The 23,641-nt window shown below is 52.7% G+C and carries 25 protein-coding genes; 15 read left to right on the forward strand and 10 right to left on the reverse strand.

Annotated features, from left to right (window positions below; genetic code table 11):
• Positions 1 to 20: 20 nt before the first annotated feature.
• The 3 genes from NSS64_RS07015 to NSS64_RS07025 all read left to right on the forward strand — a co-directional run bounded on the left by NSS64_RS07015 (position 21) and on the right by NSS64_RS07025 (position 3,653).
• On the forward strand, positions 21 to 1,970 hold the full coding sequence (locus NSS64_RS07015) for a PTS fructose transporter subunit IIABC (RefSeq protein WP_341139684.1): 1,950 nt from the start codon (positions 21 to 23) through the stop codon (positions 1,968 to 1,970).
• Positions 1,971 to 2,144: 174 nt separating this feature from the next.
• A complete protein-coding gene (locus NSS64_RS07020) occupies positions 2,145 to 2,645 on the forward strand; it encodes a Crp/Fnr family transcriptional regulator (RefSeq protein WP_036731809.1) in 501 nt (166 codons plus the stop codon).
• Positions 2,646 to 2,966: 321 nt separating this feature from the next.
• Positions 2,967 to 3,653: a YitT family protein gene (locus tag NSS64_RS07025; RefSeq protein WP_036698508.1), complete on the forward strand. Its 687-nt coding sequence runs from the start codon at positions 2,967 to 2,969 to the stop codon at positions 3,651 to 3,653.
• A 73-nt stretch (positions 3,654 to 3,726) separates the two neighbouring features.
• Here NSS64_RS07025 and NSS64_RS07030 read toward each other — a convergent pair whose 3' ends face one another.
• From NSS64_RS07030 to NSS64_RS07045, 4 genes are all read right to left on the reverse strand, one after another.
• A complete protein-coding gene (locus NSS64_RS07030) occupies positions 3,727 to 4,470 on the reverse strand; it encodes a class I SAM-dependent methyltransferase (RefSeq protein WP_341139685.1) in 744 nt (247 codons plus the stop codon).
• 78 nt (positions 4,471 to 4,548) lie between these two features.
• The gene (locus NSS64_RS07035) at positions 4,549 to 4,821 is read right to left on the reverse strand and encodes a PQ-loop domain-containing transporter (RefSeq protein ID WP_076079946.1); all 273 of its coding nucleotides are present in this window, start codon (positions 4,819 to 4,821) and stop codon (positions 4,549 to 4,551) included.
• 128 nt (positions 4,822 to 4,949) lie between these two features.
• Positions 4,950 to 5,384, reverse strand: a complete 435-nt coding sequence (locus NSS64_RS07040) for a MarR family winged helix-turn-helix transcriptional regulator (RefSeq protein WP_340939407.1) — start codon at positions 5,382 to 5,384, stop codon at positions 4,950 to 4,952.
• An 88-nt stretch (positions 5,385 to 5,472) separates the two neighbouring features.
• Positions 5,473 to 6,504, reverse strand: coding sequence for an NADH:flavin oxidoreductase/NADH oxidase (locus tag NSS64_RS07045; RefSeq protein WP_341139686.1), 1,032 nt, complete (start codon positions 6,502 to 6,504; stop codon positions 5,473 to 5,475).
• A gap of 194 nt (positions 6,505 to 6,698) precedes the next feature.
• Here NSS64_RS07045 and NSS64_RS07050 point away from each other — a divergent pair, with 194 nt between their 5' ends.
• Positions 6,699 to 7,559 carry an undecaprenyl-diphosphate phosphatase gene (locus tag NSS64_RS07050; protein ID WP_076079944.1) on the forward strand — a complete coding sequence of 287 codons (861 nt, stop codon included), beginning with the start codon at positions 6,699 to 6,701 and terminating at the stop codon, positions 7,557 to 7,559.
• Positions 7,560 to 7,754: 195 nt separating this feature from the next.
• Complete coding sequence (gene metE / locus NSS64_RS07055; RefSeq protein ID WP_341139687.1) at positions 7,755 to 10,055, forward strand: 5-methyltetrahydropteroyltriglutamate--homocysteine S-methyltransferase; 2,301 nt, start codon at positions 7,755 to 7,757, stop codon at positions 10,053 to 10,055.
• A gap of 190 nt (positions 10,056 to 10,245) precedes the next feature.
• Here metE and NSS64_RS07060 read toward each other — a convergent pair whose 3' ends face one another.
• On the reverse strand, positions 10,246 to 10,398 hold the full coding sequence (locus tag NSS64_RS07060) for a DUF1540 domain-containing protein (RefSeq protein ID WP_076079942.1): 153 nt from the start codon (positions 10,396 to 10,398) through the stop codon (positions 10,246 to 10,248).
• A gap of 372 nt (positions 10,399 to 10,770) precedes the next feature.
• On the opposite strand from NSS64_RS07060, the gene NSS64_RS07065 reads away from it, so the two are divergent.
• Positions 10,771 to 11,913 (forward strand): DUF4349 domain-containing protein, encoded by a 1,143-nt coding sequence (locus tag NSS64_RS07065; RefSeq protein ID WP_341139688.1) that lies wholly within the window; start codon positions 10,771 to 10,773, stop codon positions 11,911 to 11,913.
• Positions 11,914 to 12,114: 201 nt separating this feature from the next.
• On the opposite strand, the gene msrA is transcribed toward NSS64_RS07065, so the two are convergent.
• Together msrA and NSS64_RS07075 are read right to left on the reverse strand one after the other, a co-directional pair.
• The gene (msrA, locus tag NSS64_RS07070) at positions 12,115 to 13,101 is read right to left on the reverse strand and encodes a peptide-methionine (S)-S-oxide reductase MsrA (protein WP_340939416.1); all 987 of its coding nucleotides are present in this window, start codon (positions 13,099 to 13,101) and stop codon (positions 12,115 to 12,117) included.
• A 98-nt stretch (positions 13,102 to 13,199) separates the two neighbouring features.
• The gene (locus NSS64_RS07075; protein ID WP_341139689.1) at positions 13,200 to 13,811 is read right to left on the reverse strand and encodes a TVP38/TMEM64 family protein; all 612 of its coding nucleotides are present in this window, start codon (positions 13,809 to 13,811) and stop codon (positions 13,200 to 13,202) included.
• Positions 13,812 to 13,971: 160 nt separating this feature from the next.
• On the opposite strand from NSS64_RS07075, the gene NSS64_RS07080 reads away from it, so the two are divergent.
• The 4 genes from NSS64_RS07080 to NSS64_RS07095 all read left to right on the forward strand — a co-directional run bounded on the left by NSS64_RS07080 (position 13,972) and on the right by NSS64_RS07095 (position 16,720).
• Positions 13,972 to 14,907 carry a Gfo/Idh/MocA family protein gene (locus NSS64_RS07080; RefSeq protein ID WP_341139690.1) on the forward strand — a complete coding sequence of 312 codons (936 nt, stop codon included), beginning with the start codon at positions 13,972 to 13,974 and terminating at the stop codon, positions 14,905 to 14,907.
• Between the two features lie 32 nt (positions 14,908 to 14,939).
• Positions 14,940 to 15,266, forward strand: a complete 327-nt coding sequence (locus NSS64_RS07085; protein WP_341139691.1) for a hypothetical protein — start codon at positions 14,940 to 14,942, stop codon at positions 15,264 to 15,266.
• 125 nt (positions 15,267 to 15,391) lie between these two features.
• A complete protein-coding gene (locus tag NSS64_RS07090) occupies positions 15,392 to 15,709 on the forward strand; it encodes a winged helix-turn-helix transcriptional regulator (RefSeq protein WP_036698497.1) in 318 nt (105 codons plus the stop codon).
• 288 nt (positions 15,710 to 15,997) lie between these two features.
• Complete coding sequence (locus NSS64_RS07095) at positions 15,998 to 16,720, forward strand: hypothetical protein (protein WP_341139692.1); 723 nt, start codon at positions 15,998 to 16,000, stop codon at positions 16,718 to 16,720.
• Positions 16,721 to 16,960: 240 nt separating this feature from the next.
• Here NSS64_RS07095 and NSS64_RS07100 read toward each other — a convergent pair whose 3' ends face one another.
• Together NSS64_RS07100 and NSS64_RS07105 are read right to left on the reverse strand one after the other, a co-directional pair.
• On the reverse strand, positions 16,961 to 17,404 hold the full coding sequence (locus NSS64_RS07100; RefSeq protein WP_341139693.1) for a DUF6773 family protein: 444 nt from the start codon (positions 17,402 to 17,404) through the stop codon (positions 16,961 to 16,963).
• A complete protein-coding gene (locus NSS64_RS07105) occupies positions 17,382 to 17,606 on the reverse strand; it encodes a helix-turn-helix transcriptional regulator (protein WP_036698494.1) in 225 nt (74 codons plus the stop codon). Before NSS64_RS07105 ends, NSS64_RS07100 begins: the two co-directional genes overlap by 23 nt.
• Positions 17,607 to 17,802: 196 nt before the next feature.
• On the opposite strand from NSS64_RS07105, the gene ric reads away from it, so the two are divergent.
• Positions 17,803 to 18,528, forward strand: coding sequence for an iron-sulfur cluster repair di-iron protein (gene ric, locus NSS64_RS07110; RefSeq protein WP_445667779.1), 726 nt, complete (start codon positions 17,803 to 17,805; stop codon positions 18,526 to 18,528).
• A gap of 210 nt (positions 18,529 to 18,738) precedes the next feature.
• On the opposite strand, the gene NSS64_RS07115 is transcribed toward ric, so the two are convergent.
• Positions 18,739 to 18,822 (reverse strand): putative holin-like toxin, encoded by an 84-nt coding sequence (locus NSS64_RS07115; RefSeq protein WP_269079210.1) that lies wholly within the window; start codon positions 18,820 to 18,822, stop codon positions 18,739 to 18,741.
• A gap of 184 nt (positions 18,823 to 19,006) precedes the next feature.
• Here NSS64_RS07115 and NSS64_RS07120 point away from each other — a divergent pair, with 184 nt between their 5' ends.
• The 4 genes from NSS64_RS07120 to NSS64_RS07135 all read left to right on the forward strand — a co-directional run bounded on the left by NSS64_RS07120 (position 19,007) and on the right by NSS64_RS07135 (position 23,568).
• A complete protein-coding gene (locus NSS64_RS07120; RefSeq protein ID WP_340939428.1) occupies positions 19,007 to 19,693 on the forward strand; it encodes a hypothetical protein in 687 nt (228 codons plus the stop codon).
• 240 nt (positions 19,694 to 19,933) lie between these two features.
• On the forward strand, positions 19,934 to 22,360 hold the full coding sequence (gene nirB / locus NSS64_RS07125; protein WP_341139694.1) for a nitrite reductase large subunit NirB: 2,427 nt from the start codon (positions 19,934 to 19,936) through the stop codon (positions 22,358 to 22,360).
• A 25-nt stretch (positions 22,361 to 22,385) separates the two neighbouring features.
• Positions 22,386 to 22,730, forward strand: a complete 345-nt coding sequence (gene nirD / locus NSS64_RS07130) for a nitrite reductase small subunit NirD (RefSeq protein ID WP_341139695.1) — start codon at positions 22,386 to 22,388, stop codon at positions 22,728 to 22,730.
• A gap of 19 nt (positions 22,731 to 22,749) precedes the next feature.
• Complete coding sequence (locus NSS64_RS07135; protein WP_341139696.1) at positions 22,750 to 23,568, forward strand: formate/nitrite transporter family protein; 819 nt, start codon at positions 22,750 to 22,752, stop codon at positions 23,566 to 23,568.
• The last annotated feature ends 73 nt before the right edge of the window (positions 23,569 to 23,641 follow it).

Here is a 23,641-nt window from a genome sequence, read left to right on the forward strand (position 1 = left end):
ATTCGGGGAGTTGAGAATTGATGAAAATTACAGATTTAATGATACAGGAAACGATGATTATGGAGCTGCAGGCGACAACGAAGGAAGGGGTCATTGACGAGCTGATTGCCAGCCTCGCGGCCAGCGGACGCATCACGGATGCGAAGCTGTTCAAGGAGAAGATTCTGGAGCGTGAAGCCCAGTCCAGCACAGGCATCGGCGGAGGCATTGCTATGCCTCATGCCAAGACCAAGGCCGTTAGCGAAGCAACGGTAGTATTTGCGAAGAGCAGCGCCGGAATTGATTTTGCCTCCCTGGATGAAGCGCCGGCCCACATATTCTTCATGATCGCCGCGCCGGACGGAGCTGGAAATATGCACCTGCGGACACTCGCTGCACTGTCCAGGTTGCTCATTGAAAGCGAATTCATCGAACAAATCATGAGTGCCAAGACCCCTGCCGAGGTGTCCGCCTTATTCGATGCCAAGCAAGCGGAGGCTGAAGCCCAGGCGGAAGCGGAAGCCAAAGCAGCGGCAGTGAAGGTTGCTCCTAAGGCAGCCGCACCGCAAGCTGAACCGGCTCGAATCATTACCGGGAACCCGGATTCACAGAGCTTCGTTGTTGCTGTAACAGCGTGTCCTACAGGTATTGCCCATACCTACATGGCAGAGGATGCCCTCAAGAAGAAGGCCAAGGAGATGGGTGTCAATATCCGTGTCGAAACGAACGGCTCGGAGGGTGCGCAGAATGTGCTGACCGCAGATGAGATCGCCCGGGCCAGCGGGGTCATTGTTGCCGCCGACAAGAACGTGGAGATGGAGCGCTTCAGCGGCAAGCCTGTGCTCCAGCGTCCGGTTAGCGACGGTATCCGCAAGTCAGAGGAGCTAATCCGGATTGCAGTTGCAGGAGATGCGCCTATCTACCGCGGCTCTGGTCGCAATGAAGAAGGCTCAGCGCCTGTGAAGTCCGGTTCTATTGGAAGCAAAATCTACAAAGACCTGATGAACGGCATCTCGCATATGCTGCCGTTCGTAGTCGGCGGAGGCATTCTGCTGGCGATCTCCTTCCTGATTGAACAGGTGGCCAGTCCCGACAATCCGCTGGTCAAGCTGCTGCAGAGCATTGGCGGCGGAGACGGAGCCTTCCACTTCCTGATTCCGATCCTTGCCGGATTTATCGCGATGAGCATCGGTGACCGGCCTGCGCTGATGCCGGGTATGGTCGGCGGTCTGATGGCCCTTAACTCCAATTCGGGCTTCCTCGGCGGTCTGGCTGCCGGGTTCCTGGCCGGCTACGTTGTGATTATGCTCCGCAGAGCCTTCTCGGGCCTGCCGCGCACACTGGACGGTCTGAAGCCGATTCTGCTCTATCCCGTATTCAGTTTGCTAATTACTGGCGCAGTTATGTTCTTCCTGTTCGATCCGTTATTTAGCTGGATTAACGGAGGATTGACCGATGCGCTTAACAATCTCGGTACCGGCAACAAGATTCTGCTGGGCTTGGTGCTTGGCGGGATGATGGCCATTGATATGGGCGGTCCGTTCAACAAAGCAGCCTACACCTTCGCTATCGGCGTGTTTACATCCAGCGGCAATACAAACGGAATGATGATGGCCGCAGTGATGGCCGGAGGGATGGTGCCTCCGCTGGCGATTGCCCTGGCCACCTCGTTCTTCAAGAATAAATTCACGGAGACCGAACGCAAATCCGGTGTAACCAACTATGTGCTGGGCTTGTCGTTCATCACCGAAGGGGCTATTCCGTTCGCTGCGGCTGATCCGCTGCGGGTGCTCACCTCCTGTATTCTGGGCTCTGCCGTAGCCGGCGGACTTACCCAGTTGTGGAACCTCAACGTTCCCGCACCGCATGGCGGTGTGTTCGTAGCCTTCCTGTCCAGCAATGCCGCGCTGTTTCTGCTGGCCGTGCTGATCGGTTCCGTGATTTCCGGTCTGATCCTGGGGCTCTGGAAGAAGCCGATCACAGCAAAATAACGTATCTTGCCTTTCCCTGGAACCGCCTGGGAGCAGAGACAGACCTCTGCTCCCAGGCGGTTTTTGCCATTTAGACCCTGTAACAGGACTGTTTTACGCTTGCCCCTCCAATTTGGTGTCTTATTTCGGTATAATTAAAAATATATATACAGAGAAGGCAAAGGAGAATGCGAAATGATTCTGCATAGAGGTGAGGTCTTATTCCGCCAGGGTGACGGCGGCCAGAACCTGTTCAAGGTGAAGAGCGGACTGTTCAAGGTCACGAGACTGCATGAGAACGGGAACATGGTATTGTTCAACCTGCTATATCCGGGTGAGACCGTTCCGCATCATTCCCTCATTTCGCCGAAGGAGGCGCATGGAACCGCAGTGGCAATGATGAAAAGTGAGGTCGAGCTGATTCCGGCTGCAGAATGGTACCGGGAGCTGAGGGAGAAGCCTGAGAAGGTGATGGAGATCGCCCTTTTGCTTCAGGAGAAGGTGCGGTTCATGCAGACGAGGCTCGATCATCTCACGGTTGGAACGCCGGGGGAGCGGATGGCCCTGCTGACCCGCTGGCTGACCGAATATTCTCATGGCGCACAGCTCACAGATCTGCTGACACAGGAAGAGATCGGACAATTGATCGGCGTCCGCCGCGAGACCGTCAACCGTCTGCTGCGGAATCCGGGCTGATTGCTTATTTTTAGTGGAAACTGTTTAGAGTGGCCCCTCCGCGTGGTATAATCTATTCAGAACATATCAAACTAAAGAAAGGATCAGGATACCATGTGTCCCCGAAGGACGATTCCCCAAAGGACGATTTGGAAACGTTATGATCTGTCTTATACTTAGCTTCCCTGTAGCATGTGCGCGAACCGTTGTTCATTGACGAAGCCGCTTCTGCGAAGGGAAGGAAGTATTGTATGCGAAGGAGCAACATCTCCTCCGGTATAACCCCTCGTAGAGGCTGGCACGAACGTCTAGCCGCCATATACGATAAGGGGAGACCGAGTAATGAGGAAACAAGACAGTGGCATGAGTTTGCCGCTCCGGTTAGCTATTATTTTGACCGGAACACTATTGCTTGCATTTACGTATTATCACATTAATTATCAGAACCACTTGACCGAAGGCGGATTCGTAGGATTGTCGCTGCTCGGCAAGTATGTACTGGGGATTTCACCATCACTTAGCATCCTGATTTTGGACATTCCGGTACTCATCATCGCAATCATTTTCAAAGGAAAATCATTCGTAGTGAACACCTTCATCTCCGTAGTGGCCTTCACGGTATTCTACGGGCTGATGGAACGCTATTCCGGCTGGGTTATTGACCTGCAGGATAACTTGCCGGTTGCGGCGCTGTTGTCCGGGGTATTGACAGGTCTGGGCGCAGGAATGGTCCTGCTGGGCGGCGGGGCGAGCGGCGGGGACGATATTTTGTCCGTGCTGATCAGTGAATGGAAAGGTATTAAGGTAGGAACCGTATTTATCCTGATGGATGTAATCGTTCTGGCTTTCTCCCTCTTCTATATGCCGTTAAGAGAAACCCTGTACACTGTGATGGCTGTAGTTGTAGCCGGTTATGTAATCACTTTTACAACCTCTCTGGGCAGACGGAAGCTGGTTCAGGCACCTAAGATTCCGTCCGCACTTGCCAAGACTCAGGAAGGTACAGTGAATGTGAATAATGCAATGTGAACTCCGTGAACCACGGGGATGATAAAAGGTCAGCGGACTACCGTCCGGCTGGTCTTTTTTTTGTGCGGTAAGATTAGTCTGTTGACTGCTTCACCGCGGACAGCAGCAGGAACATCGGACGCCGCGTCTCCTCCTGCCAGGCCGGATTCTTCTCCAGCATCTCAGGGGTTGGCTGCAGCTCAGACAGCTGCTTCAGGACGAAGCCGGAATGGAGCAGCGTACCCAGGTAGGTGGCGGTGGTCCGGTGGTATTTGGCAACCTCGTGTTCGAGAAAATCAGCCAGTCTTAGCCCTTCGAGATGGTAGTTGTCCACGGGCCAATGCTGCTTCTTCCCGTCCGGGCTGTAATGCCAATCCTGCGCGGCGAGAGCGGTGAAGATCGGATGCTCCACAGAGAAGACAAAGGCTCCCCTGGGCTTCAGGCAATGCCGGACCTGGCGGCAGAGACTGCCGAAATCTTCAATATAGTGGATCGCCAGCGAGCTGATCACGGTATCAAATTGCTCTGCCCCGAATGCGGCATCCTCAATCGCGAGCTGGAGATACTCAATCTTCGGGTCGTCTGTCATCGCACGGGCACGCTCCAGCATATTGGCGGAGAGATCTATGCCTACGACGGAAGCCGCCCCCTGCTCCCGGGCATACCGGCAGTGCCAGCCGAACCCGCACCCCAGGTCAAGCACCCGCTGGCCGGACAGATCAGGCAGCAGGGTACGGAAGACCTCCCATTCTCCGGCAGCCTCCAGTCCGCCCGTAGAGCGGGGCATCTGGCTGTAATTCTCAAAAAAACCCGCGTCGTCATACTTATTTTGCTTCATTTCTTGAACCTCCCACATCCTTGTATTACAGAAAGTATAACGCAGATGGGACGGGGGTGCAGCCTTAAGAATGCTTTATTACCCTTGGGTCCGGTAGCGGATAATCAGCAGGACTACCGTTGTTACAACGGCTAGTGATAAGGAATTGGTGATCAGAAAAGCAAATCCGACCCCCTGCGCGGCCAGGTTAACCGCATAAGCCTCCATAAGTGCGATGCCCAGCAGCATCAGCAGGTAAGATTTCAGACTGAGATCTGCAACAGAACGGGTCCTGAGGATCTGCACAATCTGCGGAATCCAGCCTACAGAGAGAATAAGACCGCCAACCAGCTGCATAACTGTGAACACCATTCATACACCCCGCTATTCTTAATTTCGTATTAGTACGATGTATGCTCTAGGGGAAATGGAGGTTCAGACAAAAAAACCGCCATCCCTCGGGAGGGACGGCGGTTCACCCGGCAGGCATCTGCCCGGGTCTAGGATTGCTTCAGTTGGATAAGCTGCTTCAGCAGCTGCTGCGTGTCGTCTACAGGAAAGGCTTCCTGCAGCACTTCATTAACGGTCTGCTTCGCCCGGTCAACCTTATCTTGCCCAATGGCAGTCAGGGACGTATAGATGCTTCTGCGGTCTGCCTCGCAGGACTTGCGCTCCAGCGCTCCGCAGCCCTTGGCTTCGAAGCGGCTGACCAGCCGGGACACAGCACTCTGGCTAAGCCCGACCATCGATTCCAGCTGCTGGAGCTTCAGCTTTTGCTCAGGGGCTTCGGACAGAAACAGCAATACATAGAATTCCTTAAGCGATAACTCATAGTTCTCGGTCAGCTTCGCTTCAAGGACTGCGGCCACCTTCATCTGTATCAGAGAGAGCGATAACCAGCTGTTAATCAGATCATTTGAAGGGGGGTTAGTCATGTCTTCATCCTCCCGGTGTATACCTGTAATGAATAGTAGTTGTTATACAGTATACCATCACCATAGGCAAGCTGCTGACGAATTGTCCTTAACGCGGGAATCCTAATGCGTACTGCTTAGGTATATCTGCGTCTTTACGCAGTGTCACACCGGCTTCCAGCGTCCAGTAAGGATTACGGAGCATTCCCCGGCCCACCGCTACCAAGTCAGCTTCTTCATTGCTAATGACGGCGTTGGCAAGAACCGCTTCATCCAACCGGCCGACAGCAATCACCGGCACGTTCAGCTCCTCGCGGATGGTTCTTGCCAGCGGTAACTGATAGGCTGCATGGTTGCCCGGTCCATTCTCTGCGTCAACTGCTCCCTCACCGCCTGAACTGATATGGAAAATATCGGCTCCGGCTTCCTTATAGGCTCTGCTGATCTCCAGACCTTCTTGGAGGCCGTAGCCGCCTTTCACATATTCTCTGGCGGAAATCCGCATGATCAGCGGCATATCCTCAGGCATCACGCTCTTGGCGGCAGCGATTACCTCCCGGCCGAACAAGGTCAGGTCCTGTCCGTACTCATCAGTCCGTTTGTTGGTCAACGGCGAGTGGAACTGGTGAATCAGATAACCGTGGGCGCCGTGCAGCTCAATAGTGTCGAACCCGGCCTGAACCGCACGCTCTACGCCCCGTTTGAATTTCTGGACCATATCTTGTACTTCCTCTGTCGTCAGGGCATGAGGAGTCTTGGAGTTGCCGTCAAAAGGAATAGCCGAAGAGGAGACAGGAACTTTGGCATCCTCCGCTTTGCGCCCGGCATGGGCCACCTGAATTCCGATTTTGGCTCCATGGGCATGACTGGCTTCCACAATCCGCGCCAGCGCAGGAATCTGCTCATCAGACCAGACGCCCAGATCATAATCGGTAATCCGGCCGTCCGGGTCCACATCCGCCATCTCGACAATGATCAGTCCGGTGCCGCCGACAGCGCGGCTTACATAGTGGTTGTAATGCCAGTCGTTAGCGATGCCATCCTTATTGGTAACTGAATATTGGCACATGGGCGGCATCACCACCCGGTTCTTCAGTTTTAAATTTTTATACTCATAGGGGGTGAACAGATCTTTCGTCATGAATGTCGCTCCTTCGTTCTATATGGGATGGATAAACAATAAATGCATGCGCATGCATATAAATATAAGCCGTAGGTTTCTGCCTGTCAAGTCAGCTGGATTAAAATTTGCAATACTGCATATACGTTGTAAGTTTCAGAAATAGCTGTGCGAGTTTACAATTATTATATTGAAAACAATAAAGGGGGATCGCCATGGAGCTGCTGACCATTGTTAAAGCAATCATCCTGGGCATTGTAGAAGGGCTGACCGAATTTGCTCCGGTATCCTCGACAGGCCATATGATCATCGTTGATGATATGTGGCTTAAATCGCAGGAGTTCCTGGGGAAGTACACGGCCAACTCCTTCAAGGTAGTGATTCAATTAGGCTCCATTCTTGCGGTGGTCATTATTTTCCGTAACCGGTTCATTGATTTGCTGGGCCTGAGGAAGCTTAGCCGCCAGGATCTGGCCGTAGTGCCGGAAGGGCAGCGGCAGGCTCCGGTTGAAGGACGGCTGAAGCTGACGCATATCCTCGTTGGACTGCTGCCTGCCGGTATTTTCGGATTTCTGCTGGAGGATTACATCGATGAGCATCTGTTCTCTACCTTTACTGTGCTGATTGGACTTGTGGTAGGAGCGTTGTTCATGATCTGTGCTGACCGTTTTGCGCCTGCGAATGCCCGGACTGAGAGTGTGGACCAAATTACATATAGGCAGGCGCTATCAGTCGGATTGATTCAATGTATCTCCCTGTGGCCGGGCTTCTCGCGGTCCGGCTCGACGATATCCGGCGGGGTTCTGCTGGGCATGAGCCACCGTGCGGCAGCCGATTTCACCTTCATCATGGCGGTACCGATTATGGCCGGGGCAAGCCTGATTTCACTGCTGAAGAACTGGCAGTATTTTACGCTGGATGCCTTGCCGTTCTTCATTGCCGGCTTCATTAGCGCCTTCGTATTCGCACTGGTATCGATGCGTTTCTTCCTGAAGCTGATTAACCGGATCAAGCTGTTGCCCTTCGCAATCTACCGGATTGTGCTTGCCGGTGTGGTCTATCTGATCTGGTTCTGATTTCTCCGCGCCTCAGAGTCTAAGCTGCTCCTCCTTCATGGGGATGCGGCTTTTTTTGGCGTTCTGCTATAGGGAATCTGTATAGCCGGATTGCGTGGAAACTGTTGCAGGGCGCGGAAGCCGTGCAGTAAGATGGCATCAGATTAAGGCTTGCAGGCATAAGCGATAAACAACTATACAGAGGAGTGGACACCTATGAGTAAAGGAATCAATACAAGCAGCCTCGGTTATCCGAGAATCGGCAAGAACCGTGAATGGAAGAAAGTGCTGGAGGCTTATTGGGCCGGCAAAATCGATGAGCAAAGCTTCCGCTCGCAGATGGAGGATATTCAGCTTCAGCATTTGCAGACCCAGCAGCAGGCCGGAATTGATCTGATTCCTGTGGGCGACTTCACCTTCTATGACCATGTGCTGGATACTGCCGCCATGTTCGGGATCGTACCGGCGCGTTATGGATATAAGGGCGGAGAGATTCCGCTGGATCTGTATTTTGCAATGGCGCGCGGCAATGCAGAGGCTCCGGCCTGTGAGATGACCAAATGGTTCAATACGAATTACCATTACATTGTACCTGAGATCGGCAGCCTGTCCCCGGTATTGACAGCGAATAAACCGCTGGCCGCCTACCGCTTCGCCAAGGAGCGGGCAGGCATTGAGGGCAAGCCGGTTATAGTCGGACTGTATACCTTCCTGAAGCTGTCCAAGGGCTTCCCTGCAGCAGACATCGCCGCCATTGCCGCACGCTTCCTCCCGCTGTATGTGCAGCTGCTGCAGGAGCTGAAGGCGGAAGGAGTGGCCTGGGTACAGATCGATGAACCGGCGATTGTTACCGGCTTAACGGCTGAGGATACCGCGCTGCTGCAGAACATTTACGGTGAGATTACTGCGGCCGTACCTGGTCTGAACCTGATGCTGCAGACGTACTTCGAAGCTGCGGAGCCGCTTGAAGCATTGCTCGCGCTGCCTGTGCAGGGTCTGGGTCTTGACTTCGTCCATGACGGCGGCAAGAATCTGGAGTCGGTTGCACGCCTCGGGTGGCCGCAGGATAAGACACTCGGAGCCGGTATCCTTGACGGACGCAACATCTGGCGCGCCGATACCGATGCCAAGCTGGAGCTGGTAGAGAAGCTGCTGACCTATGTGCCTAAGGAGCAGCTGATTCTCCAGCCAGCGTCAAGTCTGCTGCATGTGCCTGTAACAGTTGAGGGGGAGGTCAAGCTGAAGGCTGCGGTTAAGAACGCCTTGGCGTTCGCCAATGAGAAGCTGGCCGAGCTGGTTCTGATTGCGGCAGCCGCTAATGAAGGAAGAGAGCGTTATGCCGCCGAGCTGGAGCGCAGCCGTGAGGTGCTGGCCGTATTCCGTGCCCTGCCGGAGCGCGGGCGTAAGGATGTAGCGGAGCAGGTGCGTGCCCTTGCCCAGCTGCCGGACCGCCGCAGCCTTCCGTTCGCCGAGCGTGTCAAGGTTCAGCAGGAGAAGTGGCGTCTGCCGCTGCTGCCGACCACGACCATCGGCAGCTTCCCGCAGACGGCTGAAGTCCGCCAGGCCCGTCTGAAATGGCGCAAGGGAGTCTGGAACCAGGAGCGTTATGACTTGTTCATCAAGCGGCAGATCGCTGAAGCGATTACGCTTCAGGAGGAGCTTGGTCTGGATGTGCTGGTACACGGAGAGTTCGAGCGTACGGATATGGTGGAATTCTTCGGGGAGAAGCTGGCCGGCTATCTGTTCACCGCAGGCGGCTGGGTTCAGTCCTACGGCTCACGCTGCGTGAAGCCGCCGGTCATCTATGCCGATGTTGCCTTCATCGAGCCGATGACCGTCAAGGAGAGCGTGTATGCCCAGTCACTGACGAAGCTGCCTGTTAAGGGAATGCTGACCGGACCGGTCACGATCCTGAACTGGTCCTTTGTCCGCGATGATCTCAGCCGCGAGGCGGTGGCTGGACAGATTGCCCTCGCCCTGCGTCATGAAGTATCCGCACTGGAGGAGGCTGGGATCGAGATGATCCAGGTCGATGAGCCGGCGATCCGCGAAGGCCTGCCGCTGAAGGCGAGAGATCATGAGTATTATCTGAACTGGGCGGTGAAATCCTTCCGGACCGCCACGAATCATGTCAAGGACACCACACAGGTGCATACGCATATGTGCTACAGCGAATTCAATGACATGATCGGTTCGATCTCGGCGATGGATGCGGATGTCATCTCCATTGAGACCTCGCGCAGCCATGGTGAGCTGATCGTCAGCTTCGAGGAGCAGGAATACGACAAGGGAATTGGACTGGGTGTGTATGATATCCACAGTCCGCGCGTACCGGTGGTAGAGGAGATGACTTCGGCCATCGAACGTGCGCTGCGCGTGCTGGATGTCCAGCAGTTCTGGATTAATCCCGACTGCGGACTGAAGACACGGGGCTGGGAAGAGACCACAGGCGCACTGCGTAATATGGTGAAGGCTGCGGTCCTGGTGAGAGAGCAGCACGGCGCAGTGACCCGTTAACAGCCGGAGTTGTTCCGTTTAAGATCCTTAGATTCGCACAGAAAAACCACTGCAAGCGGGAGAGTACAGTCTCCGGCCAGCAGTGGTTTTATTTTTGCAGGAAACACTTGATAATAATTCTCATTCTTGATAGAATGAGAAAAGAAAGAAGGAACCTGTGGAGGGCTCCTTCAACTTCTGCAATCATTCATTATTTGCTTTCGAAGGTTTTGCAATCTGTTTCCTCAGATTGTGTAGGCTGCTTGGAGCTGTGGTAAGCAACGAAGATCGACTCAGCGTTGCATTTGTTCTCTTCAGCCCAGTAGGTGCAAGAATTAACTGCGCACAATACGTCTTTTGCCATGAGGGTTCACCTCCTCTTGTAGTAGTAGGCATCATAAATCGGCAAGAAATCAATTACAGCTGCCCGGGCAAGGTGGAGCTTGTCCGAATAGCGCCATAACCTTATTCTATGCGAATAGGGTTTTTGGTGTTTTTTTGCCGTTTTATCATCGTAATTGTAACAAATAAAGAGGCAATACGCAAACAGGACCACACTTGGCTATCTATGGCTGAATGGTCTTATTTGTTATTTTCCGTAAATGGCTGCAACCTTCCAGCTTTTGGAACGTCAAGAGGGATAAGCGCGGAACGGACCGATACAGATAACGGCCTTTCGCCGCGGAAGCTGAAACACAGGAAGCAGTATACAATTACACTTGATGGAGGAATGAGCATGCGAAAATGGGGTCTGCATTACTTGTTGTATCTAGTGGTTGTAGCCGTGGTTCTAACGGGCTGCGGCGCGTCGAGTAGCAATTCAGATTCGGCCGCGAATACAGAAAGCGCGTTCAGAAATGAAGCAGCATCAGACGGATCGGCGGAGAGTGCGCCTGCTGCGGTGGAGGTCAAGGAGGATAGTCTAACCTCGAATACTGCGATGGCTGTTAATGATCAGGCTGACCAGAAAGGCGGCGGCGGAAATTCGGCAGTCCCTGGGGCGGGGGCTGAGCAAGGGACAGATGCTTCTGCCGGATTCACCGGAACCGATGTGGTAGCAGGGCTGAACAAGAAGCTGATCTACAAGGCGAACCTCAATATGGAGGTAAGCGACTACGGGGCAGCGCAGACTGAAGTGCGGAATATGGTTACTCTGGCCGGGGGCTACATTATCGAATTCTCAGAGAATATGTCTGAATATGAACAGGGCGGAACCTTTATCCTAAAAGTGCCTGCGGCGGGCTTCTCTCCGTTCCTGAACAATCTGGAGAAGATTAAGCACGAGAAGCTCCAGAGAAGCATCCAGGGGCAGGATGTGTCGGAGGAATATGTGGACCTGGAGTCACGCCTTAAGGCGAAGCAGATGATGGAGGCGCAGTATATCGATTTTATGAAAAAAGCAACCAAACCGGCCGATCTCGTCCAGTTCGCTAACCAGCTTGGGGAAATTCAGGAGCAAATCGAACAGATCAAGGGCAGAATGCGGTATATTGATCAGAATGTATCTTTCTCTACAGTGGAGCTTCGCCTATACCAGACGGAGAAGAGTCTCACCCTTACGAAGACCAATGCCCAGGGACCGCTGGGTGTACGGGCTTCAGAAGCGCTGAATGGCAGCATGAAGGCGTTGTCTGTGATGTTCCAGTGGCTTGTTGTGGTACTGGCGGCTGCTCTCCCCGTCCTGCTCGTAGCTGGAGTGGTGGTTGCGCTGGTGCTCTGGTTACGGCGAAGCTTCAAGCGGCGGCAACCTGCGCACCCTGAACAAGTGCGGTTGGGCGGTAAGCATCTGCCGGGCCGGGAATCGCAGCCTCATCCTGAGAGTGCACCTATAGTACCAACTGCACCGGAAGAGGAGAATACGGATAAGCAGAACAAGTAGAAGCTGTACCGGTAAAGATAAGGATCATTTGTAAAGAATAAAGCCTCCCTACCCGTGAATCCGGGCTGGAGGCTTTGTTCTTGTTCAGGAAATGCAGGCGTGTGGTCCGAATGTATGCGAAAAACAGCATACATTGTGCTAGCGCGCAGGTAAGTGCTTAAAGCTGTCCATTAGAGGAGCAGACAAACCGGACCTCCAGCCTTAAGCATGCTGGAAGAGCACGCGGTACTCGCCATAGCCTTCCTTCTCCAGATCCTCCTTGGGAACAAAGCGCAGAGCTGCCGAGTTGATACAGTACCGCAATCCGTTCGCTCCGGGGCCGTCATTGAATACATGGCCCAAGTGGGAATCCGCTGTCTTGCTGCGTACCTCGGTGCGGACCATCAGGTGGCTGAGGTCGGTTTTCTCCTTGACCGCATAGTCCCGGATCGGACGCGTGAAGCTCGGCCAGCCGCAGCCGGAATCGAACTTATCCTCTGAGCTGAACAGCGGCTCCCCGGAGACAATATCCACATAGATCCCGTCTCCGTGGTGATCCCAGAATTCGTTGCGGAATGGAGATTCCGTAGCGCTGTTCTGCGTTACTTCATATTGAAGCGGAGTCAGGCGCTCCTTCAGGCTCTGCGGGTCCTCCTTATGCGTCCAGTGAGCTTCGATGAATGCTTCCCGGCCCGAACCCTTGCGGTAACGCTTGTAATGGGCTGGATTCTTGTGATGATAGCCCTGATGATATTCTTCGGCTGGGTAGAAGGGCTTAGCCGGAAGAATAGGCGTCACAATGGGAGCAGAGAAGCGTCCGCTGGCCTGAAGGGCCGCCTTGGAAGCCTCTGCTTGCTGGCGCTGCTCCTCCGAATGGGTGAAGATTGCCGTTCCATAAGAAGTGCCGCGGTCATGGAATTGCCCTCCGGCATCGGTAGGGTCAATCTGCTGCCAGAACAGCTCAAGCAGCTTGCTATATGGGAAAATATCCGGATTGAACGTAATCTGTACCGCCTCAACATGTCCGGTGGTTTCCGAGCATACTTCCTCGTAGGTCGGATTCACAGTATGTCCGCCTGTATAACCGGAGATAATCTTGACAATGCCCGGAAGCTCTTCAAAAGGGGATACCATACACCAGAAGCATCCACCGGCGAAGGTGGCTTGTTCGGTCTTGAAATTTATAGAATCAGCTTGAAATTCACTCATTGTTATCCCTCCATCTGTAGAATGCAATTAAATAGATCACAATTTAATTATAAATCAAATAGAGGCTTACTGCCAGCATACCGGAAATTCTTGAAGCGTCAGCGGCCCGCAGAAGGACGGCGGCGCATGGATAATCCGGCTACAGCCAGTACGGCAATATACAAGATTATAGCTACAGCTGCACTTCGCGGATGCTGGAACATCTGTCCTCCCAGGAAGGCGTAGAGGGCGATGCCGGGAATTTTGCCAAGTGCGGTGGCTCCAAGATAGCTCCAGAAAGGCAGTCCGGCGGCACCGGCGTAGATATTCACAGCCATCTGCGGAATGAACGGTGCCAGGCGGGCGATCACTACAGATGCAAAAGGACGCTGCTGCACAGCAGACACAAATCTGTCCAGCGCCGAAAAGCTGCTTAGATAGGCCATCGATTTGCTCCGGAACATGGATGTAACGACTCCATAGACAAGGGCTGCCGCGATCGTAGTAGCACTCCAGCAGATTAACGCTCCTGCGAAGCTTCCATAAGCATACCCGAACAATCCGATAATCAGCTTGTAGGGCAGGACCGGAAATAAGGCCAGCACTGTAGCGGCGAGCATGGACAAATACAAAGGATGATCCTCTCTAAGCCAGGCCAGGAGTTCATACCTGTAGATAAACGCGAGGATTATGCACGAAACATACAGAACAACCGTTAGCCATTTTCTCATTATACTATGCCCCTTCTTCACTCCATCCATTTCATCATACTGAAAAAAAAGCAATTAAAGCAATTATTGAAGCAAAGATCATTGTTCCCGCAGCATGTCACGGTATAATACATCTATAAGGGAATAGAAATTCCCCCAATATGTAAGGGAGATGCTGTTAATGAAACTACCTGTCCGCAAAAGAGTGGCAATGATCGGCATAGGCGATATTGCCCGTAAAGTCTATTTGCCGCTGCTCTCCCGGCATGATCAGGCCGAGGTGGTGGGAGTGCTCAGCCATTCCTTTGCTACGGTCGAGCGGGCAGTCCAGGCTTATCGCCTTCAGCGGGGGACAACCGAGCTTACGGAGCTGCTGTCCTGGGATCTGGATGCTGTGTTCATACATAGTCCTACAACTACGCACTATGAGCTGGTTACCTCTTGTCTGGAGCATGGGGTGTCCGTGTATGTGGACAAGCCGCTCTCCTATGATCTGGAGGAATCCCGCCGGATGGCAGAGCTTGCTGAGAACAAGGGGCTGCTGCTGGGAGTGGGCTTCAACCGCCGCTATGCCCCGATGTATGCCGCCGCCAAATCCTGGCTGCATAAGGCCGGAGGCATCAGCCAATCCACTGCTGTCAAACACCGGACGAAGCTGCAGCAGGGCAGCAGCCATGAGACGATCCATGATGATCTAATCCATATGCTGGATCTGCTGCTCTGGCTGTCCGGTGGGGATTATGAGCTGCTGCACACCAGCCTGAAGGCGGATACGGAGGGGCGGCTTCTGCACGCCTCAGGAATGCTTGGCTGGGAGAACGGGACCACCGGCCATTACAGCATGGTCCGGGATGCCGGGGCCGATCTGGAGAAGCTGGAGCTGCACGGACATGGCAGATCGGTTGAGGTGACCGACATGGAACGGGTTATATTATATGAACAGGGCTCGTTGCCGCGCACTCAGAACTTCGGCAGCTGGGATACAGTACTGGAGCGCAGAGGCTTCAGCGGCGCGGTCAGCCATTATCTCAGCAATATAGCGACACCGGAGCAATGCGGTATTTCCGCTTCGGCCGTATTGCCGAGCCATGAATTAGCAGCAAGACTAAGCCGCTGAGCGGTCAGATTCGCAGCAGAGAGGAGAACAACATGGAGGATTATGACAACAAGTCGATGGAAGAGAGGATTATCGAGAGCTATAAGCGGGACGAGGAAATGATGATTCTCGTATTTGCCCAGTGGTGTGTGAATAATAAGCTGGACCCGCATGCCCTGTATCTGCAGGCTTATCCGCAGCAGGAGGGCAATCAGGCGCTGGCCAATGCGCTGGCCCTGACGGTATCTGAGGAGGAGGCCGGCTTCATCTCCGATGATACGGTGCTGGGCGTACTCTCCCTATATAGCAACGATGATCTTGCCTATGTGGTTACAGAGGCTATCCAGCTAAGACGCAGGGCAGAAGACACCAAGGATTGAGAGCGTAAATATAATAATTGGGGTTAATGAACTTTTTTTTGGCAAACGATGTTCATTCCAGAATAAATGTGGTAAAATTATATATACTAACTAATTGTAAGCTTCATAAGTGAGAGGTGATAACCATGGAAGAACATCAATTGACGATGTGCCCGAGATTTGAGACGGCTTTTTCGTTTCTGGGCAAGCGTTGGAACGGACTCATTATTCAGACCTTGATGAGCGGCCCCAAGCGGTTCAAGGATATTTCCGGACTGATTCCGTCAATGAGCGATAAGATGCTGTCCGAGCGCATGAAGGATCTGGAATGCGAGGGCATTCTGGTACGTCATGTGTACCCGGAGACACCGGTGCGCATTGAATATGAATTGACAGTGAAGGGCCGTGCACTTGAGCCGGTCATGCAGCAAATCCAGTCCTGGGCCGAGAGCTGGGTGGAGTAGCAGTAGCGTAATATATTTTTGATGACAGCCTCTTGCCGGGTATGCGGGTAAGGGGCTTTTCATATGCTGTTCTGCTTGTTTATGCAGATTTTGCCCAAATAAACCTTGCACTTAGGCCCTACCTGTGTAATATAATAGAACATACTAAATATTACGGATGCGTGGAAGCGTTAACAAAAGGTGGAAAAGCCCAGGGTTATGCGGCAGGCGGATGCTTACGAGATGTGTTTTGGACGATGCTGAGGGAAGGAAGCGGAGGGCTCACACAACTTTTAGGAGGCGAGGACCATGACCATCACCTTGTTTTCCCGGGAAATAACCTATGGAAAAAAGGATGTCGCCGAACTGGAGACTGCTTCGATTAAAGTACAGCTGATCTATGACAAGGTGCTGTTCATGCTTCATAACCATCTCCCGGATTCTCTGTGGGATGCGTGGATCGGTGTGCCCTATGAGATCATTTCTTCTCTATATAAAGGGGACAATGACAGCGGGAGCGTGTTTCAGAAATGGATTCAAGGCCCGTCCGGCTGGAAATGTATCGGCTGTGAACGGCATTGTCTGGAGCCGGTAGCGGTTAACGAAGGGAGTGGCCCAAATGTTCAGCGCCGCTTTACTTTTCATAATGGAATTAGCCAGAGCATGGTACTTCAAGCTGTGATATGGTCCATGTATGAGAATACCCGGCTGCTCCAGCCTTACCTGGGGGAGGAGGCTTTTCTGAGTGAGGAGGATATGGAGCTGATCTCTGTATATTTCGTGCCCACCTATCTTACCCCGGCACCGCTGAGCGAATTGAACAAACCGGCCAAAGAATATAAGGATAAGAACATCAGAGTGTATCAGGAATGGATCTCTGCCCCCGATCTGGTGCTGCAGTGGAACGGCGGCCTGACCGAAGGCAGATGGATGACGGGTGTCTATGTGGATCATTCACGGTTCGCCGGACTTGGCCCCTACCTGAAGGATGCGCAGGGCAAGCGGACTTATATGCAGGCGACGGTTCAATAAAAAAGGTAAACTCGAAAAAAGATTTGAACTTGAAGCCAGGTCGTCGCTGCGGTGAACATTTGGACTTCCGGCCGCTGTTGTGTTTGGATTCCCCGATACAAACCGCTCTTTGCGGTAGAAATCCAAACACAAAGGCGATCGCTCCGCTCCTCCAGTTCCAAATTTCCCCTCCGCTTCTTTTGCTTTTTTGTTTAAATTCTTTATTTCTACTTCTAGTGACTCACAACAGCAAAAGCGGCTCTAGTCCGCCCGGTTATTCCTCCGCCGGATCAAGTACACTGTGCTTAAGATGACCAGTCCTGCTGTAACGGAAATGATCAGAATCACCTTCCCGTTCGCGCCGCTGGTAGCTGCTGATTGGGCGGCTGGATTCACGAAAGTAATGATAAGGATGCAGGCCGCCACCACAATCGCCAGAACTGCACCCGCTATGCTTCTCCCGTTCACTCCGCTTTGCCCGCCACCCGGTCCCACATATGCACCGCTCCAGATCAGCCGTACGAGATAGGAACCCACACCCAGCATGAAAATTGCGTAATTACTAAGCGGATATTCCAGCCACTTCATTCCGTAGTTGTGCAGCCCCATGTCTGCCAGCAATAAGAATGCCACCAAAAGAAATGCCTGATTCCCCGCCTTGTGCCGCTTCTGCAATTGTCTCTCATCCAGGTTCGTTCTGTTCATCCTTCGTTCCCTCCCAAAATAATTGATCCAGCGTCTTCCCAAGTGTTACACAAATGTCTATGCACAACCTCAGAGTGGGGTTATAATCACCGTTCTCAATCGCAATAATTGTCTGCCTTGTGACCCCCACGGCATCTGCGAGCTGTTTTTGCGACATGTCCTTTGCCGCTCTGGAGGCTTTGAGCCTCAGATTTTTCCCCATTCCCTCACCTCCCGTATATTGTAAAATATATAAAACAAAATGTCTAGTATACTTAACATTTTAAATACAAAAAGTTCGCGTTCATTAAAATTTGTTATATTCAGTGCGTACAATCACAAGTTCCGCCTAAGGCCAGTGATAAGGTGTAGAAGTGAAAAGAAGCACAAACCTACATCTAACCTGAGGAGGGGCCAACATGGCGTCCAATCAATTAAACGATACAACAATTCATCCCGGGTTCACCCCGGAAGCAATGGTCAGAGATATTGTTCTGCAGTTCCCCAAAGCAGCTGATTATTTCAAGGCACAACGGATTGATTTCTGCTGCGGAGGTGCAAAGCCGCTGGCTGAAGCCGCTGCCGAGAAGGGTCTTGACCCGGAAGCAATGGTTCAGGAGCTGAACACGCTGCAGCAGCAGCATCCGGTTCTGGAAGAGGATACCGCCTGGAACGAGGCTTCGTCAGAGGAACTGGTGGATTATATTGTGAACAAGCATCACCGCTACCTGCGTGAAGAGCTTCCGCTAATCAGCCAAAATGTAACCAAGGTGTTCCGCGTTCACGGTGAGGATTCACCGCACCTGGGAGAGATGCATCGTCTGTTCAATATGCTGCGTGAAGAGCTGCTGCAGCATACGGCGAAGGAAGAAGAGAGTGAATTCCCTAAGATGCTGGCCTACACTCAGAACCCAACCGAAGAAGGACTTACTGAGCTGCGCGGATTGCTGCATAATCTGGAAGCCGAGCATGACGGAGCCGGAGAGATTCTGCGTGAGCTTCGCAGAGTAACTAATGATTACACGCCGCCCACGCATGCCTGCACGACCTATCGCTTAACCTATGCCCGTCTTGAAGAACTGGAAGGCATGACCTTCGAGCATGTACATCTGGAGAACAATATTCTGTTCCTGCGATATCAATAGGGTTACAAAGTTCAACTAGTTAACCCAGTTAACCGGGTTAACTGGGTTAACTTTCATCAATGTATGTGGTATACTCGATTCAGAAACAGCGAACAATGCAAAGAGAGCCGTGCTACCAACACGACTCTCCGTTTGCAACAGCCGCTTTTAAGGGCGGAGGCTTGGAATATGGTTTAGCAGAAATAGACCGCTACCTTTGACCAGGGCGGTCTATTTCTTATTGAGGTAGTTCAGCAGAGCAATAATGAACATGCCGAACATGAACATCAGTGACAACGCTTGATAAACCTCCATTGGCCTCACCTCCCTTCTGGGAGATTAGCCGACCGCCCTTGTAAGCCTTCTATTGCTTCTGCGATTATAGCATGAGACCTAATAATTTGGAAGATTATGCCGATGAAAAATGATTTGAGAACCCTTCCTCTATGCGTTATCCTTAAAGAGTCCGGGAAAATACATATGAAGGCGGTGCCGCGGGATGTCCACGAAATGGATGCGCTTCATGCTGTGCCTTCTCTTGCTGGCCGCGGCAAGCGGTTGTGGCTTGGGATCAGGGAATGGCGGCAGCAGTAACGGGGGACAGGGATTAACCTTTTCGGTCAAGGTAGGTGACAGCGAAATGGCCGGGAGCTCGGCCAGATTGCTTAACGAAGCTTACGTGCCCGGAAATTCAATGATAGAGCTGTTCAAGAAGAGCGGCGTTGTTACATTTTCAGCAGATGGAGCTAATATTCTTGAGGTGAATAAGGTCTCCCTGGGTCCGGATATGAGCTGGGAGGTTCAGGTGAACGGCAAGAAGGTTCAAGAGCTGAATACGACCTTGGAGCCGGGTTCGGCCATTACAATGACAGCAGGTCCTGCCGGAACCGGAAAGATGTTTCAGCCTGTTATCATCACTGTGAACGGGGGGAGCGAGCAGCCGGAGCTGACCCATTCGCATGTGCTTTCTTTTATGCAGGATATGTCGGTCAAGGGACTGCTCAAGAACAGCGGTATGGTCCGGCTTGCCGAGGATAACCGGACGGTGCTCACCGTGATGGAATATACCCCGCTTAGCAGCGAGGAATGGAGACTGAAAGTCAACGATAAAGGTCTGCTCGGTAATGGAGTGGACATGAAGCTCAGTCCGCAGGACAAGCTGGAGATCTCTCTGGTACTGAAATAAGTGAATGAATGGATATCTGTGCGAAACTGCACGGGTATCCATTTTTTTTGAATAATATATCTCTGTGCTTCACGCCATAAGTTGTCCTATGTAAGAACGGGAGAAGTCATCTCCACTTGTGTGAAAAAATTCACATAAGGTGTGACTGTGGTCACACTTGCGAGGGAATTGGGGACAGTATAATTTCTCTATCAGGTAAAGTTATTGAAGAAATCAGAGTTTCTGAAGGAGGGTCTACCAGTGGCAGCGGAAAGAGAAAAGTTAGTGCTGATTGGGAATGGCATGGCGGGAGTAGGCACTATTGAGCAGATTCTGAAGCTGGGCGGCGCTTATGATATTACTGTCTTCGGCAGTGAGCCGCATCCCAACTATAACCGGATTATGTTGTCCTATGTACTTGAAGGCAGCAAAACGATGGAAGACATCATTCTCAATGATCTCGGGTGGTATGAGGATAATCATATTACACTGCATACCGGTACGACGGTTACCCGGATCGATGAACAGAACAAACTAATATTGACCGATAACGGACTGGCGGTTCCTTACGATAAAGCAATTATTGCCACAGGCTCGAATTCTTTCATTCTACCCGTACCCGGCAGCACCAAGGATGGGGTAGTCGGCTTCCGCGATATCGCGGACTGTGATGCGATGCTGGCAGCAGCGAAGCAGTACCGCACGGCGGCTGTAATCGGCGGAGGATTGCTAGGTCTTGAAGCTGCGAAGGGCCTGGTCAATCTGGGCATGGATGTTACCGTTGTGCATCTGCTGGAGGATCTGATGGAGCGTCAGCTGGACCGTACCGCTTCTTCCATGCTACAGGCAGAGCTTACGCGTCAAGGTGTGAAATTCGCCATGGGCAAGCAGACGGTCGAACTGACCGGCGAAGAAAGGGTGACCGGTCTGCGCTTCAGTGACGGCAGTGAACTGCCCGCAGAGTTTGTAGTGATGGCTGTTGGAATCAAGCCGAATGTCCAGCTTGCGAAGGACAGCGGAATCACCGTTAACCGCGGGATTGTAGTTGACGATTATATGCAGACTTCTATGGCTGATGTGTATTCTGTCGGCGAATGTACAGAGCACCGGGGAACCTGCTACGGACTCGTCGCACCGTTATTCGAGCAGGGCATGGTTCTCGCCAAGCATCTGTCAGGTAGTCAGACTCCAGGCTATGAAGGTTCAGTTGTAGCAACCAAGCTCAAAATTTCCGGGGTAGATGTATTCTCCGCTGGTGAATTCACCGAAACGCCGGAGCATACCGTCATTTCTGCCAAGGATGAATGGAAGCGAACCTACAAGAAGATTTTGCTTAAGGATAATGTGATTGTCGGTGCCGTTCTATTCGGTGATGTAACGGAATCTGCCAACCTGCAGAAGCTTGTGAAAAACAGCACAGAGATGACCAATGAAATCTATGATGAGGTTATGGGCACAAGCTGCTGCGGCGGAGGCGGAGCCAAGAAAGGCATGTCCGTCGAAGCGATGGCCGACGAAGAAATCGTCTGCGGCTGTAACGGCGTAACCAAAAAAGCGATTGTGGATGCTGTTACGGAGAACGGCTTCACTACGGTGGATGAGATCAAAGCCTGTACGGGTGCAACCCGCTCCTGCGGCGGCTGTAAGCCGGTGGTGGAGCAGATTCTGCAATTCGTTCTCGGAGACAGCTTCCAGCAGAGCGCCAAGCAGGGAATCTGCAGCTGCACCCCGCTTAGCCGGGATGAGATCGTTGCCGAGATTACGGCGAAAGGCCTCCGGACCACCAAGGAAGTCATGCATGTCCTGGACTGGAAGCAGGCAGAAGGCTGTTCCAAATGCCGCCCTGCAGTGAACTATTATCTGGGCATGATCTATCCGGACACTCATGAGGATGAGAAGGAATCCCGGTTCGTAAATGAACGGATGAGCGCCAATATTCAGAAGGACGGAACGTATACAGTTATACCGCGGATGTATGGCGGGGTGACCACTCCTGAGGATTTGAAGCGGATTGCCGATGTGTCCCTGAAGTATGATGTGAAGGTTGTGAAGGTGACGGGCGGACAACGCCTGGACCTGATCGGTGTCAAAAAAGAAGATGTGCCTAAGGTGTGGGAGGAGCTGGATATGCCGTCCGGCTATGGTTATGCGAAGTCGCTGCGTACGGTAAAAACATGTGTGGGTTCGCAGTTCTGCCGCTTTGGCACACAGGATTCGATGGGCATGGGCGCTATGCTTGAGCGTAAATATGAGCGGCTGGATATGCCGGCCAAATTCAAGATGGCGGTTAACGGCTGTCCGCGTAACTGTGCAGAGTCCTGCACGAAGGATATCGGGATTGTCGGCAATGACGGCGGCTGGGAAGTATTCATCGGCGGCAATGGCGGGATTAAGCCACGGATCGCAGATGCCTTCTGCAAGGTGAAGACCGACGAGGAGCTGGTTGAGGTCTGCTCCGCAGTCATCCAGTACTACCGTGAGACCGGCAACTACCTGGAGAGAACCTCCGAATGGGTTGAGCGTATGGGTCTTGAGCATATCCAGACAGTGGTTATGGGCAATGACGACAACCGTAAAGAGCTGGCGGCACGTATTGACTTTGCCCTGGCCCAGGTGAGAGATCCTTGGCGGAAAATGCTGGACGACAAAAACACCCGCACCGCGCTGTTTGAAGAGACACAGGTATAGTTCAAAGGGAGAGGGAGAGAGCATAATGGAACGGAGTAATCGGGAATATACGATAGGCACAGTGGAAGATTTCATGCTGCAGATCGGCCGGGTAATTCATGCAGGAGACGTCGAATTAGCGATATTCCGCACATCGGACGGCGCAGTCTATGCGGTCCGCAACCACAGTCCCCACCCGAAGGGCGGTCCGCTCGCGGAAGGCATTGTATCAGGCTATTATTTATATGATCCGCTGCATGACTGGAAGATCGACCTTCGCACCGGAGAGGTTCAGGCACCGGACCGGGGGCAGGCAGAAGTCTATCCGGTTACAGTAGAGGGCGGAGTGGTCAAGGTCACTCTGCCTGCGGCAGTAACAAACCTAAATTAAAGGAAGAGCAGGTGCGGATATGTTTACGCAGAGCGTAGAGAATATCGTTGAGACAGCCGTAGGGAAGCGCGACAAAATGAATGAGAGTCTGCCCAAATATTTTTTGGCGGCCCTCCTGGCAGGAGCATATGTGGGTATTGGTATTATTCTGATCTTCTCCCTGGGGGCACCGCTGGCGGCGATCAAGTCACCGTTCCAGCCGCTGATTATGGGGGCATCCTTCGGGATTGCCTTGACCTTGGTTGTATTCGCAGGCTCAGAGCTGTTTACAGGTAATAATATGTTCTTCACAGTAAGCACGCTTGCCGGGAGAACAACAGTCTGGGATACGGTGAAGAACTGGGTCCTGGTATTCCTCGGCAATGTGACCGGTGCTGTGGTGCTGGCGCTGCTGATTCAGGGGTCGGGCCTCTTCAAGGCAGCGCCTGCCGAGCATCTGATCTTCGCAGCTGCCGCCAAAAAGATGAGCCTGCCGTTCTCAGAGCTGTTCTTCCGCGGTATTCTCTGTAACTGGCTGGTCTGCCTGGCACTGTGGATGTCCTCCCGCGCCAAGAGTGAAGCAGCGAAGCTGGTCCTGATCTGGTGGTGTCTGTTCGCCTTCATCGCGAGCGGCTATGAACATAGTGTAGCGAACATGACGCTGCTCAGCGTAGCCGTGCTGCTGCCGAATCACCCGGAGACCGTCAGCATCGCCGGTTGGCTGCATAATATGATTCCTGTCACGCTCGGCAATATCATCGGCGGCGGTGTATTCGTCGGCATGGCTTACTGGCTGATCTCGCCTGTGCGAACTCCGCGTAAACTATCTGCTCCTCCTCAGACTAAGAAAGCAAGCTAACTTCCATATAAAGCCCTGCAGCTGCTACATGGCTGCGGGGCTTTTTTGTCGCTCTATCCCTGCTATAATAGGG

This window comes from Paenibacillus sp. FSL H8-0122, assembly GCF_038005345.1.
In the GTDB taxonomy this organism is placed as follows: Bacteria; Bacillota; Bacilli; order Paenibacillales; family Paenibacillaceae; genus Paenibacillus_AQ.

What these genes read in the sequence shown, in the direction of transcription:
- NSS64_RS07015 (WP_341139684.1), top strand. Translation starts at nt 21, where the DNA reads ATGAAAATTACAGATTTAATGATACAGGAAACGATGATTATGGAGCTG.
- NSS64_RS07020 (WP_036731809.1), top strand. Translation starts at nt 2,145, where the DNA reads ATGATTCTGCATAGAGGTGAGGTCTTATTCCGCCAGGGTGACGGCGGC.
- NSS64_RS07025 (WP_036698508.1), top strand. Translation starts at nt 2,967, where the DNA reads ATGAGGAAACAAGACAGTGGCATGAGTTTGCCGCTCCGGTTAGCTATT.
- NSS64_RS07030 (WP_341139685.1), bottom strand. Translation starts at nt 4,470, where the DNA reads ATGAAGCAAAATAAGTATGACGACGCGGGTTTTTTTGAGAATTACAGC.
- NSS64_RS07035 (WP_076079946.1), bottom strand. Translation starts at nt 4,821, where the DNA reads ATGGTGTTCACAGTTATGCAGCTGGTTGGCGGTCTTATTCTCTCTGTA.
- NSS64_RS07040 (WP_340939407.1), bottom strand. Translation starts at nt 5,384, where the DNA reads ATGACTAACCCCCCTTCAAATGATCTGATTAACAGCTGGTTATCGCTC.
- NSS64_RS07045 (WP_341139686.1), bottom strand. Translation starts at nt 6,504, where the DNA reads ATGACGAAAGATCTGTTCACCCCCTATGAGTATAAAAATTTAAAACTG.
- NSS64_RS07050 (WP_076079944.1), top strand. Translation starts at nt 6,699, where the DNA reads ATGGAGCTGCTGACCATTGTTAAAGCAATCATCCTGGGCATTGTAGAA.
- metE (WP_341139687.1), top strand. Translation starts at nt 7,755, where the DNA reads ATGAGTAAAGGAATCAATACAAGCAGCCTCGGTTATCCGAGAATCGGC.
- NSS64_RS07060 (WP_076079942.1), bottom strand. Translation starts at nt 10,398, where the DNA reads ATGGCAAAAGACGTATTGTGCGCAGTTAATTCTTGCACCTACTGGGCT.
- NSS64_RS07065 (WP_341139688.1), top strand. Translation starts at nt 10,771, where the DNA reads ATGCGAAAATGGGGTCTGCATTACTTGTTGTATCTAGTGGTTGTAGCC.
- msrA (WP_340939416.1), bottom strand. Translation starts at nt 13,101, where the DNA reads ATGAGTGAATTTCAAGCTGATTCTATAAATTTCAAGACCGAACAAGCC.
- NSS64_RS07075 (WP_341139689.1), bottom strand. Translation starts at nt 13,811, where the DNA reads ATGAGAAAATGGCTAACGGTTGTTCTGTATGTTTCGTGCATAATCCTC.
- NSS64_RS07080 (WP_341139690.1), top strand. Translation starts at nt 13,972, where the DNA reads ATGAAACTACCTGTCCGCAAAAGAGTGGCAATGATCGGCATAGGCGAT.
- NSS64_RS07085 (WP_341139691.1), top strand. Translation starts at nt 14,940, where the DNA reads ATGGAGGATTATGACAACAAGTCGATGGAAGAGAGGATTATCGAGAGC.
- NSS64_RS07090 (WP_036698497.1), top strand. Translation starts at nt 15,392, where the DNA reads ATGGAAGAACATCAATTGACGATGTGCCCGAGATTTGAGACGGCTTTT.
- NSS64_RS07095 (WP_341139692.1), top strand. Translation starts at nt 15,998, where the DNA reads ATGACCATCACCTTGTTTTCCCGGGAAATAACCTATGGAAAAAAGGAT.
- NSS64_RS07100 (WP_341139693.1), bottom strand. Translation starts at nt 17,404, where the DNA reads ATGAACAGAACGAACCTGGATGAGAGACAATTGCAGAAGCGGCACAAG.
- NSS64_RS07105 (WP_036698494.1), bottom strand. Translation starts at nt 17,606, where the DNA reads ATGGGGAAAAATCTGAGGCTCAAAGCCTCCAGAGCGGCAAAGGACATG.
- ric (WP_445667779.1), top strand. Translation starts at nt 17,803, where the DNA reads ATGGCGTCCAATCAATTAAACGATACAACAATTCATCCCGGGTTCACC.
- NSS64_RS07115 (WP_269079210.1), bottom strand. Translation starts at nt 18,822, where the DNA reads ATGGAGGTTTATCAAGCGTTGTCACTGATGTTCATGTTCGGCATGTTC.
- NSS64_RS07120 (WP_340939428.1), top strand. Translation starts at nt 19,007, where the DNA reads ATGTCCACGAAATGGATGCGCTTCATGCTGTGCCTTCTCTTGCTGGCC.
- nirD (WP_341139695.1), top strand. Translation starts at nt 22,386, where the DNA reads ATGGAACGGAGTAATCGGGAATATACGATAGGCACAGTGGAAGATTTC.
- NSS64_RS07135 (WP_341139696.1), top strand. Translation starts at nt 22,750, where the DNA reads ATGTTTACGCAGAGCGTAGAGAATATCGTTGAGACAGCCGTAGGGAAG.